Consider the following 17,291-nt stretch of genomic DNA (forward strand, 5'->3'; position numbering starts at 1 on the left):
CCTCCGTGTCGTCGTCCGCTAGGGCCTCGCCGGCGAGGGGACCTGCCGACGGCAACAGAGGCCCAAGGTAGCGGCTCGAAAACCGAAATGCCTAGGTTCCTCAGAAGGAACTTAGGGAGGACATCTCCTCCTTGGGAGGGATACGGACCCCTAGGGGCGGACGGCTTGACAGCCAAAGCTAATGCAGTTAGCTTTATGGCTATCGGAAGTAACCGCGACCGCTGAGGAGCGCGTCATGAGCACCGTCACCAACCCGGGAACCACGCAGTTCGTCCAGGTCGAGCGCCCCGACGGCTCCGTCGGCCGGATCGCGTACGACGACCAGGGCACCGGCCCCGCCGTGCTGCTCGCCCCCGGGATGGGCACCACCCGGGCCACCTTCCGGCACCTGGTCCCCGTCCTGCTGCGCGCCGGATACCGCGTCATCACCACGGACTACCGCGGTCTCGGCGAATCGGACACCGGCTGGGACGAGTACAGCTCCGCCGCGACCGCCGACGACCTCGCCGCGCTCATCCGGCACATCGACGCCGGGCCGGTGCTGCTCTACGGCAACTCCTACACGGCCGCCTCCGCGGTCCACCTCGCCGCCGACCACCCGGAGCTGCTGCGCGGCGCGGTCCTGTCCGGGCCGTTCGTGCGGAGCCTGCCCGCGCCGAACCTCGTCGGGAAGATCACCTACGCGCTGATGGCGAAGCCGCTGTTCACCCGCACGCTCTGGATGGTCTGGTTCCCGCACATGTTCCCGAAGCGGCCCGCCGACTACGCCGAGATGCGGGCCGCCGTCGACGCGAACCTGCGCGAGCCGGGCCGGGCCAAGGTGTTCGCCCAGATGTGCGCCGGCACCCACGACGCCGCCGAGGCGAAACTGCCGCGGGCGAAGGCGTCCGGCGTGCCGATGCTCGTCATCATGGGCACCGCGGACGAGGATTTCCCGAACGCGGTGGACGAGGGCCGGTTCGTCGCCGAGAGCGTGAACGGCCGCCTCGAACTGCTCGACGGATACGGCCACCAGCCGCACGAGGAGACGCCCGAGCAGATCGCCGACCTCATCACCGGCTTCGACCCCGCGCGCTGAGCCTTGCTGACCGAATCCGCACTGTTAAGTCAGTAAGCCCGCTCGCCGCCGAGTCCGCGATACGTAATACAGGAGTCATCTATGCCTCGCGCCGGACTGACCCCCGCCGCCGTCACCCGCCTCGCGCTGGCCGAGCTCGACGAGTCCGGACCCGACGCCCTGACCCTCAAGGCCGTCGCGGTCCGGGCCGGGGTGGCGACCCCGTCCCTCTACAAGCACGTGCAGAGCATCGACCACCTGCGCGACCTGATGACGGTGACGGTGCTGGACGAGGCCGCCGCGGAGATCGGCGGGGCCGTGATGGGCCGCGCCGGCCGGGACGCGCTCGAGGTCTTCCTGCGCGCGTACCGCGACTACGCGCTGCGCTACCCGCACCGCTGGACCCTCATGGAACATCCGACCTCCGACCCCGCCGTCCAGGCCTCGGCCGCCCGGCTCGTCGAGGTCGGATACGCCGTCGTCCGGGGCTTCGGGCTCGGCGCGGAAACCCAGGTCGACGCGGTGCGCGCGCTGCGGGCCGCGGTCACCGGATTCATCGCGCTCGAGCACGGCGGCGGCTACCGGCTGGAACGGGATCCGGACGCGAGTTTCAGTTATCTGATCGGGATTCTGGCGAAAGGTCTGAACCCCAGCTGAAAGCCCGTCACCGGCTATCGGTGCGTTCAATACAGGCTATTGCGTCGCCGTCCGCAACCGTGATATCACTTCACCGATCATTGTCAAGGGTGTATGTGGATCAGGGATCGGCGGTCTGTGGTCCGCCGCGGAAGGCGGAGCCGGTTGTGCCTGTGTTCAACCCGCGATCCCGTCGTGCCAAGTTGGATCCCGATCCCGCCTTCGAGGACTCCGAGCTGCGCCGCGCCCGCGACGACGCGGCGATGGGCGGCTGGGAGGCGATCCGCGACCTGCTCGCGCACACCGGCTCCGACTGGCCGCTGCGCACGCACCGGATGACGGTCCTGGCCAACGCCGCCGTGGGCCTCGAATGGCCGCGCGCCTGGAGCACGGCCGAGCCCGACAACCCCGACGCGCAGGTCATGACGGCCTTCGCGGCGGCGGTGCAGATGCGCGGCATGATCGCGCGCCGCGACCCGTCCGTCGACGACCAGGCCGCCGCCCGCGCCGTGGCCCGCTGCCGGGCCGCCGCCGAGGCCGCGCCGGACGACCCCACCCCGTGGATCAGCCTGCTGACACTGGCCGGCGTGCTCGGCGACAACGGCGTCTCGATGGTGCAGTGGCACGAGCTCTCCTTCGAGGCCGGCCAGCGCAGCTGGGGCTGGTTCAAGGAGGCCGTGACCCGGCACCCGGACAGCTGGCACGCCCACCACCGGATGCGCGAGGCGCAGACCGCCCGGCTGCGCACCGGATCCCCGCGCGACCTGACCGGCCTGCTGGACTTCGCCACGGCCGCCGCGGCGCACGCGGGGGACCACTCGCCGCTGCGGGTGCTGCCGCTCTACGCGCACACCGAACTGCGCGTCGCCAACACCGTCGACCTGCTCGGCGCCGCCGAACGCGACTGGCTCTCCCAGCGCAACGAGCAGGATCTGCACGACGCCTACCGCGACTGGTTCCGCGGTCCCGAGCGCGAGCACCCGGCCATGCCGTACGACCTGAACATGCTGGCCTACCAGCTCGTCGCGACGGGCCGGCCGAGCCTGGCCCACCCCGTGTTCACCGCCATCGGACCCTACGCGACCGCGGCCCCGTGGTCGCAGGCCGCGCAGCTGTCCGGCGCCCGGAACGGCAACGACGCCTTCACCGCGGCGCGCACCGCCGCCGAGACCGCCGCCGCGAAGGCCCCCCGGAACGTCACCGAGCCCGATCCGTTCCCGGAGAGCCCGGCACCGCCCGTCCCCGCCGCCGTGGACGACCCAGACGCACAACGCACCTTCCCCGTCAACACACTCACCTCCCCGGAGTGACCCCCACATGTCCGAAGACGACGTCATCCGAATAGACAGCATGAAGGCGGCCGCGGTCAGCGACGCGGACACTGACCAGCTGCACCAGCTCGGCTACCCGCAGCTGCTGCATCGAGGCCTGACCGGCTTCCGGAACATGGGTGTCTCCTTCTCCATCATCTGCATCATCGGCGGCGTCTCGCTGATGTACTCGACGGGCATGGCGGACGGCGGTCCGGTCGACCTGTTCTGGGGCTGGCTGCTGGTCTCCGGCCTGATCCTCGCGCTCGGCGCGGCGATGGCCGAGGTCTGCTCCTCCTACCCGACCTCCGGCGGCCTCTACTACTGGTCGGCCAAGCTCGCCAAGCGCAACGCAGCCGTCTGGGCCTGGTTCACCGGCTGGTTCAACGTACTCGGCCAGATCGCCGGCACCGCGGGCGCCGCGTTCGGCGCCGCGTACTTCATCGTGGCGTTCGGCGTGCTCGAGGGATGGTGGGTGTACACGACCGGCACCGTCGTGACGGTCTACATCATCGCCACGGTCGTGCTCGGCCTCGTCGTCACCTTCGGCCGCGCGCTGGTCGGCTTCATCGGCGGCCTGAGCGTGTGGTGGCACACGGTCTTCGCCCTCGTGATGATCGGCGCGCTGATCTTCGCGCCGGCCCACCACCAGACCACCTCGCAGGCGCTGTTCCACTTCGTGAACGGCACGGCGTTCCACTGGCCGATCTACGCCGCGCTGCTCGGCCTGCTCGTCGGCGCCGAGACCTACACCGGCTACGACGCCAGCGCGCACCTGACCGAGGAGACCAAGCAGCCGGGCATCGCCGCCCCGCGCGCCATGGTCCGCGCGATCGCGATCGCCGCCGTCCTCGGCACCCTGATGATCGGCTCGCTCAACTTCGCCATCCAGGACTACGCGAGCGAGTCCGCGGGCACCAAGACCAGCAACGCGGTCGGCGACATCCTGGTCGACGCCGTCGGCCTGAACTTCGGCAAGGTGCTCATCGCCGCGATCGCCATCGCGCTGCTGATCTGCGTCAACGGCAACCTGACCTCGAACTCGCGGATGATCTACGCGTTCTCCCGCGACTTCGCCCGGGTCGACGACGGCCGTCCGCACCCGGTCTCCCGCAAGCTCAGCGAGGTGCACACCGGCAGCCGGGTGCCGCGCTACGCCGTGTGGGTCGCCGTCCTCGGCGCCAGCATCCTCGGCGTGCTGAACCTGTGGAGCACGGTGGCGTTCAACGCGGCCATCACCATCAACGTGATCGGCCTCTACACCGCCTACGCGATCCCGGTCTTCCTGCGGCTGCGCCAGGGCGAGAACTTCCAGCGCGGACCGTGGCACCTCGGCCGCTGGTCCTCGGTGGTCGGCTGGATCGCGGTCGGCTGGGTCGTCGCGGCGGACATCCTGTTCGTGCTCCCGTCCACCCAGCCGGTCTTCGCCACCGCCACCTTCCCGTACACCCTCCCGGTGTTCGTGATCGTGATCGGCGGCGCCGCCCTGTGGTGGAAGCTGTCCGCGCACAAGTGGTTCGTCGGCCCGCGCTCGCTCGGCACGCCGGAGGAACTCGCCGAGATGGAGCGCGAGATCGGCTCCGGCGAGACGGTCGCGGAGCCCGTCGCCGGCTGACCCCCGGTACCAGGACACCAGAGCAACGCCCACGCGGCGGCCGGGACACCTTCCGGCCGCCGCGTTCGCACGAAACGAAGGAGCGCACGATGCACCTCGGAACCGACACCGTCCACTACGCGTGGGACCGGGACCTGGCCCCCGCCCTCGAGATCGAAGGCTCGGGCACCGTCGAACTCGACCTGCTCGACTCCGGCGCCGGCCAGTTCGACGCCTCCTCCACGCACGAGAGCCTGGCCGCCCTCGACTTCACGCGGGTCAACCCCGTCACCGGCCCGATCCTGGTGCGCGGCGCCGAACCGGGCGACGCGCTGCTGGTCAGGGTGCGCGAGCTGGGCACCGCCGGCTGGGGCTGGTCCGCCAACATCCCCGGATTCGGCCTGCTCGCCGAGGACTTCCCGGACCCGGTGCTGGTCCACAGCCGGATCGGCGAGAAGGAGGTCGAGCTCGACTTCGGCCCGGTGCTGCCCGCGCTGCCGATGATCGGCACGCTCGGCCTCGCCCTGCCGGAGCCCGGCGAGCACCCGCTGCTCCCGCCGTCCCGGCACGGCGGCAACATGGACATCCGGCAGCTCGGCGCGGGCAGCAGCGTGCTGCTCCCGGTCGGCGTGCCGGGCGCGCTGCTCTCCCTCGGCGACGGCCACGCGGCCATGGGCGACGGCGAGATCTGCGGCACCGGCGTGGAGACCTCGGCGCGCGCCGTGCTCGAGATCGAGCTCGTCAAGGAGCGCCCGATCACCGCCCCGGTCCTGGAGACCCCGGCCGCCGCGCGCCGCACCGGTGCCGCGCTGGTGACCACGGGCATCGGCCCGGACCTGCACAGGGCGGCCAAGGACGCGGCGCGCTCCCTGGTCGACGAGACGGTGCGGCGGACAGGCCTGAGCGCCGTGCACGCCTACATCCTGGCCTCGCTCACCGCCGACCTGATCGTCAGTGAGATCGTGGACCTGCCCAACTACGTCGTCTCGATGCACCTGCCGATCGACGTGCTGAGCTGAGCACCGGTCGCACAGAGAACGGCGCCCCCCTTTCGGGAGGCGCCGTTCTCGTTTGCTGCCTGAGCGGATGTCAGATCACACCGGGCCGGGGGAACGCGTCCGCCGTCACCAGGCCGTCCTTCACCGCCTCGCGCTGCACCGCGTGGATCGTGCGCCCGTGCACGTCCGCGATCCTTTGCCAGCTGTGCCCGCCGCTGAGCTCGGTGGCGAGCTGGTCCCGCTCCTCGGTCGACCAGCGGGTGTGCGAGTTCGGGTACTGCTTGCGCCGCGAGCGGAGCCACTCGGCGAACGTGGGCCGGTCCACGAACCAGGCCATGGACCTGAAATAGCGGCGGTCGAGCTGGAAGACCACCTCGTCCGAGCACAGGAACACCAGCGCGCCCTCGTCGACCGCGACCCGGTCCGCGCGCAACACCAACTCGCCCTCGGTCAGCGAAACACCCCGCGGGCCGCTCGGGTCCTGCGGCGCGGTCAGCCGCACCCGCACCCATCCCGCGGTCCTCGGCCGGTCATCCTGAACAGTCCTCGACACGAAGGATCCTCCCCGGAAAGTCGCCGTCTCCTCCTGCTGTGAGATACCCGCGGCAGGGCTCGAACAAACGTTCCGCAGGCCCGGAAAACAGCTCCGGGCCTGCGGAAATCCGAGAAAGCGAGGGGCCCCGAAGGGCCCCTTGAGACTCAGTTGGAACGCTGGGCGAACCGGTCCCTGTTGTAACCGCCGCCGCGCTCGTCGCGGCGCGGACGGTCACCGTAGCCGCCGCCGTGGCCGCCGCTGGCACCGCTGCCGCCACGGCCCTCGTAGCCGCCGCGGCCGCCCTGGCGCGCGGCGCCGCCGCGCTCGTCCCGGTCGCGCTTGGCGTAGTTGCCGCGGTCGTCGCGGCGCGGGCGGTCGCCGTAGCCGCCGCCCGACTCGCGGTTGCGGTCGCCGTAGCCGCCGCGCCGCTCGCCGTACCCGCCGCTGCGCTCGCGCCGGTCGCCGTAGCCGCCGCGGCCCTGGCGGCCGCGCGACTCGCGCTCGCGCACCGGGAGGGTGAAGACCGGCACGTCGCCGGCCTCCGGGACCTCCTGAGCGCCCGTCAGGCCGGCCAGCGCGTCGCCGCCCTTCTCCCAGCGGCCGCCAGCGCCGATCGGCGCCACGTCGAGGCTCTCCGCCTCCACGCCGGCGTCCCGCATCAGCCGCTCGGCCTGCCGGGTCTGCTTCGGCAGGATGAGCGAGGCCACGATGCCGGCCTGCCCGGCCCGCGCGGTGCGCCCGGCGCGGTGCAGGTAGTCCTTCGAATCGCGCGGCGGGTCGATGTGCACGACCAGGTCGACGCCGTCCACGTGGATGCCGCGCGCGGCGACGTCCGTCGCGATCAGGACGGGCGTGCGCCCCTCCTTGAAGTCCTCGAGCGTCTTGGTGCGCGCCACCTGCGTCATGCCGCCGTGCAGCGCCGCCGCCGGCAGGCCGCGCTCGCGCAGCTGCTCGGTGACCCGGTCCGCCGCCATCTGCGTGCGCACGAAGAAGATCGAGCGCGCGTCGGCCAGTTGCTCACCGGTGTGCCGGCCCGCGATCTGCGCCGCGACCCGGGCCTTGTGCTGCGGGGTGACCAGCAGCAGGTGGTGGCTCATGGTCGAGACGACGCCCGCGTGCGGGTCCACCTCGTGCAGCACCGGCTCGCTCATGAACTTGGTGACGATCTCGTCCACCGCGCCGTCCAGCGTGGCGGAGAACAGCAGCCGCTGGCCGCCCTCGGCGACCTGCTCCATCAGCTCGCACACGTGCGGCAGGAAGCCCATGTCGCACATCTGGTCGGCCTCGTCCAGGATCGCGATGTCCACGTCGCCGAGCTCGCACTCGCCGCGCTCGATCAGGTCGGAGAGCCGGCCCGGGGTGGCCACCAGCAGCTCCACGCCGTAGCGCAGGGCGTCGATCTGCTTGCGCATCGGGGCGCCGCCGAAGACCGAGCGGATGCGCAGCCGCATCGCCCGGGCGTAGGGCCGCAGCGAGTCCTCGACCTGCATGGCCAGCTCGCGGGTCGGCACCAGCACCAGCGCGAGCGGCTTGTGCGGACGGGCCCGCAGGCCCTCCAGGCGGGCCAGGGTGGGCAGGCCGAAGGCCAGCGTCTTGCCGGAGCCGGTCCGGCCGCGGCCGAGCACGTCCCTGCCCGCGAGGGCGTCCGGGATCGTCGCGGCCTGAATCGGGAAGGCGGTGGTCACGCCCGCCTCGGTGAGCACCTCGAGCAGCGGCTTCGGCAGCTCGAGCGCGGTGAAGGGGACGCCGGCGGGCTCCTGGGCCTCGTTCTCGGTGTCCAGCACGCCGTTGTCCAGCACGGCAGTCATTACTCTGCGACCTCCAGGTCATTCGGCACGTGACAAGTGACATGGAGGCACGGCGAACGCGAGATTCGCGACCGCGCCGACCACAAGTACGGGCCCATCATCGGGGCAATGCCGCGCCTGTGTTCGGCGGTCCGCCGAAAGGTTCCCTCTTGAGAACACACGAACCGGCCGCATTCGAAAGGCGGCCGGACACACCAGGGAGCGCGCGGGCATCACATGGTTACCTGGACCATGATAGACGGCTCCCGCGTGACACCGTTAACCGTGCAGGTCAGCGTATGGATGGCGCGGGCCGGGTAGGGTGTGGGCCGATCATCCTGACCCGGAGGCGCCACCGATGACAGACAGCTGGCTCACCACCCCCGAGCCCACCGGCTTCGGCCTGGACAACCTGCCCTACGGCACCGTCGTGCACGGCGACCGCCCGCCGCAGATCGCCATCGCGATCGGCGGGCACGCCTTCCCGCTCGGCGCCGCCGCCGAAGCAGGGCTCTTCGACGGCGTGCTGCCCGACACCGGCGTGCTGACCGCGCCGAACCTGGACCGGCTGCTGGCCGCCGGGCCGGCCGCGTGGCGCGCCGTGCGCGCGCGGGCCACCGAACTGCTCGGCTCGCGGTCGCACGCCGAGGCCGTCCGCCCGCTGCTCGTGCGGCTCGACGCGGTCTCCAACCCGCTGCCGTTCACCGTCGCCGACTACGTGGACTTCTACTCCTCGCGCGAGCACGCGGAGAACCTCGGCCGGATCTTCCGCCCGGACAGCGCGCCGCTGCTGCCCAACTGGACCCACCTGCCGATCGGCTACCACGGCCGCTCCGGCACCGTCGTGGTCTCCGGCACCCCGATCATGCGCCCGCACGGCCAGCGGCTGCCCGCGCCCGGCGCCGAGCCCGTCTTCGGCCCGACGACCCGGCTGGACATCGAGGCCGAGGTCGGCTTCGTGGTCGGCGTGCCCACCCGGATGGGCCAGACCGTGTCAGTGGACGAGTTCGCCGACCACGTCTTCGGCGCCGTGCTGGTCAACGACTGGTCGGCCCGGGACATCCAGGCCTGGGAGTACCAGCCGCTCGGCCCCTTCCTGGGCAAGTCCTTCGCCACCTCGATCTCGCCCTGGATCGTGCCGCTGGAGGCGCTCGCCGAGGCGCGCGTGGCCCCGCCGCGCCAGGACCCGGTCCCGCTGCCGCACCTGCTCGGCGACCACTGGGGCTACGACCTGAGCCTGCGGGTGGACCTGAACGGCACCACCGTCTCCCGGCCGCCGTTCGCAGGCCTCTACTGGACCCCGGCGCAGCAGCTCGCGCACATGACCAGCAACGGCGCGAGCCTGCGCACCGGCGACCTGTTCGCCTCCGGCACCGTCTCAGGGCCGCAGCCCGGCCAGCGCGGCTCGTTGATCGAGCTCACCTGGAACGGCGCCGAGCCGGTGCGGCTGGCCGACGGATCGACGCGCGGCTTCCTCGCGGACGGCGACACCGTCGTGCTCGGCGGCAGCGCGCCGGGCCGCGACGGGACACGGATCGGTTTCGGCGCGGTAACCGGCACGATCCATTCGCGGTAGATCGTCTGCGGACGCTCAGGTCCGGTCGGTATCCTGGCCGCCTGGGACCGCCGCGTCCCGGCCCGGCGCAGCAGAGCCGCGGGCGTCGTCGCGAAGGCGTCCGCCCGGCCGGCCGGGCGGACGCGGCCGAGGTCAGGAAGGCGGGCCGGCCATGACGTACATCAGCACAGACCGGGCTAACGCGCGCGGTCGACTCTCCGGCATGCGCAGGCGCCGCGAGCATCCGGACCCGGTCGCCGCCTTCGTCGCCCGCGGCCTGGCCGTGGTCCCGGCCGCCGCCCCGAGCAGCGCCGGCCCCGGCTGCTCCTGTACCAGGATCGGCTGTCCGATGCCGGCCGGGCACCCGCTCTCCCGCGGCTGGCGCAAGGAGGCCAGCGCCGACCCGGCCCAGCTCGAGCGCTGGCGCACCCGCATCCCGGACGCCAACTACGCCAGCCCCACCGGCGAGACGCACGACGTCCTCGAGGTACCCGCGGCCGCCGGGGCCCGAGCGCTGGCGAGCCTGACCGCCGCCGGCATCCCGTTCGGCCCGGTGGCCCGCAACGCGGCCGGCGACCGCTATCTGTTCTTCACCACCGCCAGGCCCGGCGAAGCAGACCTCGACGAATGGTGGTCCTCCGACCTGGACGCCCGCCCCGAGGAGACCGAGACCACGGGACTGCGCTGGCACACCCGCGGCTCGTACGTGCTGATCCCGCCGGCCCGCGCCGTCGGCGGCGGCGTCGCCCGCTGGGTGCACGACCCCGAGGCGGACCTCCCGGACCCGCTGCGCATCCTCGAGGCCCTCGCCGACGCCTGCGAGGCGTAGCGGCCCGCTCCGGCGGCCTTCCCGCCTGTCGCCGCCTTACTACGGCCTCCGCGCCCGTCCCCGCCTTACTTCGGCCTTCCCGTCCGTCCCCGCCACCCGCCTTGCTTCGGCCTTCCCGCTTGTCCCCGCCTTACTTCTGCCTCCGCGTCCGTCCCCGCCTTACTTCTGCCTCCGCGTCCGTCCCCGCCGTGCTTCGGCCTTCTGCCCGTTCCCGCCTACCTACGGCAGCGTGAGGATCTCCGCGCCGGTCTCCGTGACCACGAGGGTGTGCTCGAACTGCGCGGTGAGCTTGCCGTCCATCGTGACCGCGGTCCAGCCGTCCGGCCACATCCGGTGCTCGATCGTGCCGAGGGTCAGCATCGGCTCGATCGTGAACGTCATCCCCGGCGTCATCTCCTGCGTCGAGCGCGGGTCGTCGTAGTGCGGGATGATCAGGCCGCTGTGAAACGCGGTCGAGATCCCGTGCCCGGTGAACAGACGCACCACGCCGTACCCGAACCGGGCCGCGTACGCCTCGATCACCCGGCCGATGACGTTGATCTGCCGACCCGGACGCACCGCCTTGATCGCCCGGTTCAGCGATTCGCGGGTCCGCTCGACCAGCAGATGCGCCGTCTCGTCCACCTCGCCGACCTCGAAGGTCGCGTTCGTGTCGCCGTGCACGCCGTTGATGAACCCGGTGATGTCGATGTTCACGATGTCGCCGTCCTTCAGGACGGTCGAGTCCGGGATCCCGTGGCAGATCACCTCGTTGATCGAGGTGCACAGCGACTTCGGGTAGCCGCGGTAGCCGAGCGTCGAGGGGTAGGCGCCGTGGTCGCACAGGAACTCGTGCCCGATCCGGTCGAGCTCGTCCGTCGTCACGCCCGGCTCGACCGCGCGCCCGACCTCGGCCAGCGCCTGCGCGGCGATGCGCCCGGCGATGCGCATCTTCTCGATGGTCTCGGGCGTCTGCGCGTCCGGCCCGGTGTACCGGCTCGGCATCTTCTTCCCGACGTACTCCGGACGGGGGATGCTCGCCGGAACGCGCCGGGTGGGGGAGAGGGTGCCTGCGACCAAAGGAGCCATGCCGACGAGTCTAGACGCCCCTCAGCGGGCACGACGTACCTGGAGAAGGGAGCGATCGATGATCGACGAAGGACCGCAGTTCTTCTACTGCCTCAAGCACCACACGGTGGAGGGGCCGGTCGGCTGCAAGGCCAAGGACCGGCTCGGCCCGTACGCGACCAGGGAGGAGGCGGAGCACGCGCTGGAGAAGGTCAAGGAGCGCAACGAGGCCTGGCACGCCCAGAACGGCGGCGGCGACTGACGCCGCCGGGCGTCACCAGCGCTCCACCCGCGGCCCGTTGGCCGCCTCGATCCAGCGGCGCAGCCGGACGAGCAGCCCGCCAGGCCTGAGCTCGACGGCCGCGGTGGACACCAGGTGCTGGGCGCCGTCGAACGACGGCGCCTCCGGGTTGTCCGGCACGCCGAGGCTCTCGTGCGCCAGGCCGGCGGAGAGCGGCACGTCCTGACCGAGCGTCAGGATCCGCGCGCCCTGCCGCCTGGCATCGTCGACCCGTTCCAGCACCAGGGAATCCGGGTCGTCCTCGGCGACGATGAGCACCGCCTCGCTGCGTCCGGCCGCGCTGATCCGATCCAGGCCCGCGGCCAGATGCGGCGGCGCGTCCGGCCGCGGCGTCCGCTGGATCAGGGTCGGGCTGAGCTGCCCGAGCCCGGCGATCCGCGCCTCGTCCGACAGGTGCGCGGCCATGTGCCAGGGCTCCGCCCGCTCGGCGCCGACCAGCAGCAGCCCGCCCGGGCGCCGCGGTGCCGCGCGCAGCGCCGCGGCGAAGTCGTCGGCCTCCTCGAGCCACGCCCGGCCTCGGCCGAGCTCCAGCAGCTCGCGCAGCACCCGCGCCTCGGACCGATCCATCCGCCCATCGTGCCAGGGCCCCGGGGCAGAGGGCCAGGGGCACAGGGCCGGGCGCAGGGGGCAGAGGGCCGGGGCCAGATGGCCAGGGAGCAAACGGCCCGGGCCGGACGGCCCGGGGGGCACACGGTCAGGGGGGCAGACGGCCAGGGCCGCGACCGTATATCCGGTCGCGGCCCTTCGTCGTGCTCTCGCGCCAGGCGCTTCCTCGCGTCGATCGCGTCATTGGCGCGTCGGTCGCGTCCCCGCGTCAGGCGTCGGTCGCGTCCCCGCGTCAGGCGTCGGTCGCGTCCCCGCGTCAGGCGTCGGTCGCGTCCCCGCGTCAGGCGCGTCCTCGCGTCAGCTGCCTGCCTGACTGCTCCCATGGAAGCTTGAAGCTGGAAGCTGTTCCCGTGGACGCTGTCCTAGTGGAAGCTGTTCTCCGCCGCCGGGAAGGCCCCGGAGACGACGTCCGCCGCGTACGCGCGCGCCGCCTCGGTCAGCACACCGCGCACGTCCGCATACTTCTTCGCGTGCTTCGGCGCGTTGCCCGGGGTCATGCCCGCCATGTCCGTCCACACCTGCACCTGGGCGTCGCAGCCCGCCCCGGCGCCGATGCCCACGGTCGGCACGTGCAGCAGCTCGGTCACCCGCTGCGCCAGCTCGGCCGGAACCAGCTCGAGCACGACCGCGAACGCGCCGGCGGCCTCCAGCGCCTTGGCGTCGGCCAGCAGCCGCTCGGCCTCCTCGTCGCCGCGCCCCTGCACCCGGTAGCCGCCGAGCACGTTGACCGACTGCGGGGTGAGGCCGATGTGCGCCATCACCGGTATCCCGGCCTGGACCAGCGCCTCGACCTGGTGCACGACCCGGCGCCCGCCCTCCAGCTTGACCGCGCCTACCCCGGCCTCCTTCAGGAAGCGGGTGCCGGTCTCCAGCGCCTGCCGCGGCGAGGACTGGTACGAGCCGAACGGCAGGTCCGCGACGATCAGCGAGCGGTGCGTGCCGCGCACCACGGCCGCGGAGAGCGTGATCAGCTCCTCGACCGTGACCGGCACCGTGTTGCTGTACCCCAGGTGGTTGTCGCCCGCCGAGTCGCCGACGAGCAGCACCGGGATCCCGGCCTCGTCGAAGACCCCGGCGGTCATCGCGTCGTACGCGGTCAGCATGGGCCAGCGCTCGCCGCGCGCCTTGGCCAGCGCCAGGTCCCGCACGGTCACCCGGCGGCCGGTGCCGGTCGAGCCGTTGTAGAGCGTGAGCTTCGGTTCGCCGGACGCGCCGACGGTGGGAGAAGTCCCGGATATGGACATAGGTGAAGCACTCCTTGAGAGATCTCGTGGCGCCGCGCACGGCGTCCCCGGACTGTCTCGGATCGTCTCACCTCCGCCCCGTCCGCGCCAGACGGAAGCCCGCATCCGCCGGGACACGCACGGTGACCGGCGGCCGGACGGCGGCCGTCAGGAGGAGCGCCAGAACTGGAACAGCAGTTGCCCCTGCCCGGCGCCCTCGGTGGGCTGCTGCCCGGCCCTGAGGATGTCGTTGACCAGCGTGGAGAAGCCGTCGCGGACCGGCGGGAAGAGCAGCAGCAGCACCAGCACGATCAGGATTCCGTACTGCCGGACCGGCTCCAGCGCGCGCCGAGTCTCGTAGCGCAGGTACGGTTCGATGATCCCGTAGCCGTCCAGCCCGGGCACCGGGATCAGGTTCAGGATGGCGACCGCGACCTGCAGGTAGGCGAAGAAGGCCAGGCCCATCCAGAAGTAAGCGTGCGGCTGGGCCTGGTCGATCCAGCTCACCGTGCCGAAGCTCTGCGTCTTCGCGAAGATCGAGACCAGCGCCATCGAGATCCCGGCCGCCGCGATGTTGGTCAGCGGCCCGGCCGCCGAGACCAGCGCCGCGCCCCGCTTGGTGCGGATCGCCCCCCGGTTGACCAGTACCGCGCCGCCCGGCAGCGGCAGCGCGCCGATGATCAGGTAGAACGCCGGCAACAGCAGCGAGAGCACCGGGTTGACGTATCGCATGGGGTTGAGATCGAGGTAGCCACGCTGTGCGATGGACGTGTCGCCCTCGCGGTGCGCGGTGTACGCGTGGCCGAACTCGTGCAGGCACAGCACCGTGAAGTACAGGCCGAACACGAACACGAACACCGCGAACTTCGGCTCGGTGCCGCCGCTGGAGGGCGAACTGAGCCAGGACACCACCCCGCCGGTCGCGGTCGCCGCGACCACCCCGAGGAAGACGGTGCTGATCCGCCCGGTTCCGTGCCCTGACCTGCGCGTGTCGAAGGCTCCGCGCCCGCCGACCCGCTGCCTGAAGTTCATGTCCACCTCATCGTCCCGGCGGCCGTCCGGCCGATTTCCCTCATCGTATCGACCGGCCGTCGATCACCGCCCCTACTCCCGCAACGCGCGAAGGTGCAGTAGCGTTCCGACGGCACGCCGACCTTCTCGCTTCCTGGGAGCCTTGATGCCCGTGACCGGCGCCGCGGTGTACGCGGAGATCCGTGCGACGCTCGACCGTATCGAGAAGGGGCAGGGTGCCGCCGTCGCCCGCGCCGCCGACCTGATCGCGGACAGCCTGGCGGCCGGGGGAGTGCTGCACGTCTTCGGCACCGGCCACTCCGAGGCGCTCGCCATGGAGCTCAGCGGCCGCGCCGGGGGGCTGATCCCCACCAACAAGCTGGCGCTGCGGGACGCCGTGCTGCTCGGCGACCTGCCCGCCGAGGCACTGGCCGACCCCAAGGCCGAGCGCGACCCCGAGCTCGCCCGCAAGGTCTGGGACCTCGCCCCGATCGAGCCCGGCGACGTCGTCCTGATCGCCTCGCAGTCCGGCGGCAACGGCTCGACCGTCGAAATGGCCAGGATCGCCAAGGACGCCGGCCACATCGTCGTCGCGCTGACCTCGCTGGAGCACTCCAAGGCGATCACCTCGCGCCACCCCTCGGGCAAGCGCCTGTTCGAACTCGCCGACGTCGTCATCGACAACGGCGCCCCGCACGGCGACGCCTTCCTGCCGCTCCCCGACGGCGGCACCGTCTGCGCCATCTCCTCGATCGCCAACGCCGCCCTGGCCCAGGCCCTCGTCGCCGAGGTCACATCCCGCCTCATCGAGCGCGGCGTCGAACCGCCCGTCTACCGCTCGGCCAACGTCGCGGGCGGCGACGTCCACAACGACGCCTGGGAGGCCCGCTACGCCGGCCGCATCCGCCGCAGCGCCTACTGACGCTCGGCTGGGGCGTAGCGCGCCGTCCGCTACGTACGTATGCCGTGCTTGTGGCTGCTGTCGTGGCGCGTACTGTCGCTCAACTCGGGTGTCGCGCGCGGTCCGCAACGCATGCCGTACCGCTAGCAACTGTCGCGGCGCGTGCTGACGCTCGGCTGGGGCGTCGCGCGCGGCCCGCTACGCGCGCTGTAGTGGCGGCCATCGCCGCAGCGCGCACTGACTGCCCGACGGCAGGCCGATCGGGCACTCAATGCGGCTGAAGCACTCAAAGCGGCTGGGCACTCCATGCGGCTCAGGCACTCAAAGCGGCTCGGGCACTCAAAGCGGCTCGGGCACTCAATACAACAGGTCCCTCAATATCGCCTCAATATCGGATGCGCTGCAGCTGCGTGGTTGCTGCCCCGTCGCCGTTGGCCCCCCGATGACGCGAGTTCGGGTTGTACGGCGCCGGAATCGAGATCGACCGGGGCTGATAGCCGTCCTCCCCGGTCCGGTCCCCGGGGAGGGTGCGCAGCGCCAGGCGGTACTCGTCGACCAGGGCGTCGTACAGCGGCGTGTTGCGCACCAACACCCGGTCCGAGCCCGGGGGCACTGGGCGGACTTGGGCTACGGAAAGGAGCGATGCTGTCACATCGTCCCTAACGAACCGTCAAGCCGCCCGATACTCGGCCGTTCGGGTGATGCCGCGCCAGCCCGTGCCCCGCGAGCTTCCCTCGTTCAGCCGAGTTCCGGGATGAGCTCCGCGATCGACTTCACGATCCGCGACGGACGGTACGGGAAGCGCTCGACGTCCGCCGGCTGGGTGATTCCGGTGGTGACCAGGATCGTCTCCAGGCCCGCCTCGATGCCGCACTTCACGTCCGTGTCCATCCGGTCGCCGATCATCGCCGAGGACTCGGAGTGCGCCTTGATCTTGTTCAGGCCCTCGCGCATCATCACCGGATTCGGCTTGCCGACGAAGTACGGCTCGATCCCCGTCGCGCGGGTGATCAGCGCCGCGACCGAGCCGCAGGCGGGCAGCGCGCCCTCCAGCGAGGGCCCCGTCGCGTCCGGGTTCGTCGCGATGAAGCGGGCGCCGTTGTCGATCAGCCGGATTGCGCGGGTGATCGCCTCGAAGCTGTAGGTCCGGGTCTCGCCGAGCACGACGTAGTCAGGGTCGGCCTCGGAGAGCGTGTAGCCGGCCTCGTGCAGCGCGGTGGTCAGGCCGGCCTCGCCGATCACGTAGGCAGAGCCGCCGGGCCGCTGCGAGTCCAGGAACTTGGCGGTGGCCAGCGCGGAGGTCCAGATGTTCTCCTCCGGCAGGTCGATGCCCGTCGCCAGCAGCCGCGCCCGCAGGTCGCGCGGCGTGTAGATCGAGTTGTTGGTCAGCACCAGGAACGGAGCGCCGTTGTCGCGGAGCTTGCGGATGAACTCGTCGGCTCCCGGGATCATCACGCCCTCGTGGATGAGCACGCCGTCCATGTCGGTCAGCCAGCTCGCCACCGGCTCGCGGTCCTTCACCCTGTTTCTCCTCTCCCGGCAATCCGCTCGCCGGGCTCGATGCCGAACGGACGCGCGGCCCGCACCCGCGCCGGAAACGCCAGGTGACGTCGCCGGCGCCCATTATTCCGTGCGCACCGCGCCGGTGCGCGACCGGGCCACCAACGCCACGCGCCGCCGCTCCGGTGATCACGATGACCTGATCACGGCGCGACGGCGCGAGAAGTTTGAGCGCCGGTACGCGTGTCGCCTCTCGGCGAGTGGCTCGGCGCGGCTCCAGCCTGACGGTATTCCGCGCCGGCTATAGGTGAGGCCCGGGGACATCGTACGTACCGGCCTCACGAGGCTAACACAGCCGAGTGGATCAGCGCATGGCCCAGCACGCCGCCGTGGATGCAACC

17 protein-coding genes are annotated in these 17,291 nt (G+C 71.9%); 9 read left to right on the plus strand and 8 right to left on the minus strand.

The window, feature by feature from the left end:
• The first annotated feature begins 235 nt into the window (after window positions 1–235).
• The 5 genes from KDK95_RS23840 to KDK95_RS23860 all read left to right on the plus strand — a co-directional run bounded on the left by KDK95_RS23840 (window position 236) and on the right by KDK95_RS23860 (window position 5,616).
• Window positions 236–1,078 carry an alpha/beta fold hydrolase gene (locus KDK95_RS23840; RefSeq protein ID WP_212520496.1) on the plus strand — a complete coding sequence of 281 codons (843 nt, stop codon included), beginning with the start codon at window positions 236–238 and terminating at the stop codon, window positions 1,076–1,078.
• An 81-nt stretch (window positions 1,079–1,159) separates the two neighbouring features.
• Window positions 1,160–1,714 carry a TetR/AcrR family transcriptional regulator gene (locus KDK95_RS23845; RefSeq protein WP_212520497.1) on the plus strand — a complete coding sequence of 185 codons (555 nt, stop codon included), beginning with the start codon at window positions 1,160–1,162 and terminating at the stop codon, window positions 1,712–1,714.
• Between the two features lie 182 nt (window positions 1,715–1,896).
• A complete protein-coding gene (locus tag KDK95_RS23850) occupies window positions 1,897–3,003 on the plus strand; it encodes a hypothetical protein (protein ID WP_212520498.1) in 1,107 nt (368 codons plus the stop codon).
• 7 nt (window positions 3,004–3,010) lie between these two features.
• Window positions 3,011–4,618 carry an amino acid permease gene (locus KDK95_RS23855; protein WP_212520499.1) on the plus strand — a complete coding sequence of 536 codons (1,608 nt, stop codon included), beginning with the start codon at window positions 3,011–3,013 and terminating at the stop codon, window positions 4,616–4,618.
• A gap of 89 nt (window positions 4,619–4,707) precedes the next feature.
• Window positions 4,708–5,616 (plus strand): acetamidase/formamidase family protein, encoded by a 909-nt coding sequence (locus KDK95_RS23860; protein ID WP_212520500.1) that lies wholly within the window; start codon window positions 4,708–4,710, stop codon window positions 5,614–5,616.
• 70 nt (window positions 5,617–5,686) lie between these two features.
• On the opposite strand, the gene KDK95_RS23865 is transcribed toward KDK95_RS23860, so the two are convergent.
• A complete protein-coding gene (locus KDK95_RS23865; RefSeq protein ID WP_212520501.1) occupies window positions 5,687–6,148 on the minus strand; it encodes a hypothetical protein in 462 nt (153 codons plus the stop codon).
• Window positions 6,149–6,294: 146 nt separating this feature from the next.
• Window positions 6,295–7,938, minus strand: a complete 1,644-nt coding sequence (locus tag KDK95_RS23870; RefSeq protein ID WP_212520502.1) for a DEAD/DEAH box helicase — start codon at window positions 7,936–7,938, stop codon at window positions 6,295–6,297.
• A 337-nt stretch (window positions 7,939–8,275) separates the two neighbouring features.
• On the opposite strand from KDK95_RS23870, the gene fahA reads away from it, so the two are divergent.
• The gene (fahA, locus tag KDK95_RS23875; RefSeq protein WP_212520503.1) at window positions 8,276–9,493 is read left to right on the plus strand and encodes a fumarylacetoacetase; all 1,218 of its coding nucleotides are present in this window, start codon (window positions 8,276–8,278) and stop codon (window positions 9,491–9,493) included.
• 151 nt (window positions 9,494–9,644) lie between these two features.
• Entirely contained in the window at window positions 9,645–10,301 is a 657-nt protein-coding gene (locus KDK95_RS23880; protein WP_212520504.1) for a bifunctional DNA primase/polymerase, read from the plus strand.
• A 219-nt stretch (window positions 10,302–10,520) separates the two neighbouring features.
• On the opposite strand, the gene map is transcribed toward KDK95_RS23880, so the two are convergent.
• Window positions 10,521–11,369, minus strand: a complete 849-nt coding sequence (gene map / locus KDK95_RS23885; protein WP_212520505.1) for a type I methionyl aminopeptidase — start codon at window positions 11,367–11,369, stop codon at window positions 10,521–10,523.
• A 58-nt stretch (window positions 11,370–11,427) separates the two neighbouring features.
• Here map and KDK95_RS23890 point away from each other — a divergent pair, with 58 nt between their 5' ends.
• A complete protein-coding gene (locus KDK95_RS23890; RefSeq protein ID WP_212520506.1) occupies window positions 11,428–11,610 on the plus strand; it encodes an SPOR domain-containing protein in 183 nt (60 codons plus the stop codon).
• A gap of 12 nt (window positions 11,611–11,622) precedes the next feature.
• Here KDK95_RS23890 and KDK95_RS23895 read toward each other — a convergent pair whose 3' ends face one another.
• The 3 genes from KDK95_RS23895 to KDK95_RS23905 all read right to left on the minus strand — a co-directional run bounded on the left by KDK95_RS23895 (window position 11,623) and on the right by KDK95_RS23905 (window position 14,510).
• The gene (locus tag KDK95_RS23895) at window positions 11,623–12,216 is read right to left on the minus strand and encodes a hypothetical protein (protein ID WP_212520507.1); all 594 of its coding nucleotides are present in this window, start codon (window positions 12,214–12,216) and stop codon (window positions 11,623–11,625) included.
• A gap of 401 nt (window positions 12,217–12,617) precedes the next feature.
• On the minus strand, window positions 12,618–13,499 hold the full coding sequence (gene panB / locus KDK95_RS23900; RefSeq protein WP_212520508.1) for a 3-methyl-2-oxobutanoate hydroxymethyltransferase: 882 nt from the start codon (window positions 13,497–13,499) through the stop codon (window positions 12,618–12,620).
• A 147-nt stretch (window positions 13,500–13,646) separates the two neighbouring features.
• Window positions 13,647–14,510: a site-2 protease family protein gene (locus KDK95_RS23905; protein WP_212520509.1), complete on the minus strand. Its 864-nt coding sequence runs from the start codon at window positions 14,508–14,510 to the stop codon at window positions 13,647–13,649.
• Between the two features lie 145 nt (window positions 14,511–14,655).
• Here KDK95_RS23905 and KDK95_RS23910 point away from each other — a divergent pair, with 145 nt between their 5' ends.
• Window positions 14,656–15,411, plus strand: a complete 756-nt coding sequence (locus tag KDK95_RS23910; RefSeq protein WP_212520510.1) for a sugar isomerase domain-containing protein — start codon at window positions 14,656–14,658, stop codon at window positions 15,409–15,411.
• Between the two features lie 364 nt (window positions 15,412–15,775).
• Here KDK95_RS23910 and KDK95_RS23915 read toward each other — a convergent pair whose 3' ends face one another.
• Together KDK95_RS23915 and KDK95_RS23920 are read right to left on the minus strand one after the other, a co-directional pair.
• Entirely contained in the window at window positions 15,776–16,003 is a 228-nt protein-coding gene (locus KDK95_RS23915; RefSeq protein WP_212520511.1) for a hypothetical protein, read from the minus strand.
• Window positions 16,004–16,128: 125 nt separating this feature from the next.
• A complete protein-coding gene (locus KDK95_RS23920) occupies window positions 16,129–16,872 on the minus strand; it encodes an HAD-IIA family hydrolase (RefSeq protein WP_212520513.1) in 744 nt (247 codons plus the stop codon).
• Window positions 16,873–17,291 lie beyond the last annotated feature (419 nt).

The organism is Actinospica acidithermotolerans, assembly GCF_018139625.1.
In the GTDB taxonomy this organism is placed as follows: domain Bacteria; phylum Actinomycetota; class Actinomycetes; order Streptomycetales; family Catenulisporaceae; genus Actinospica; species Actinospica acidithermotolerans.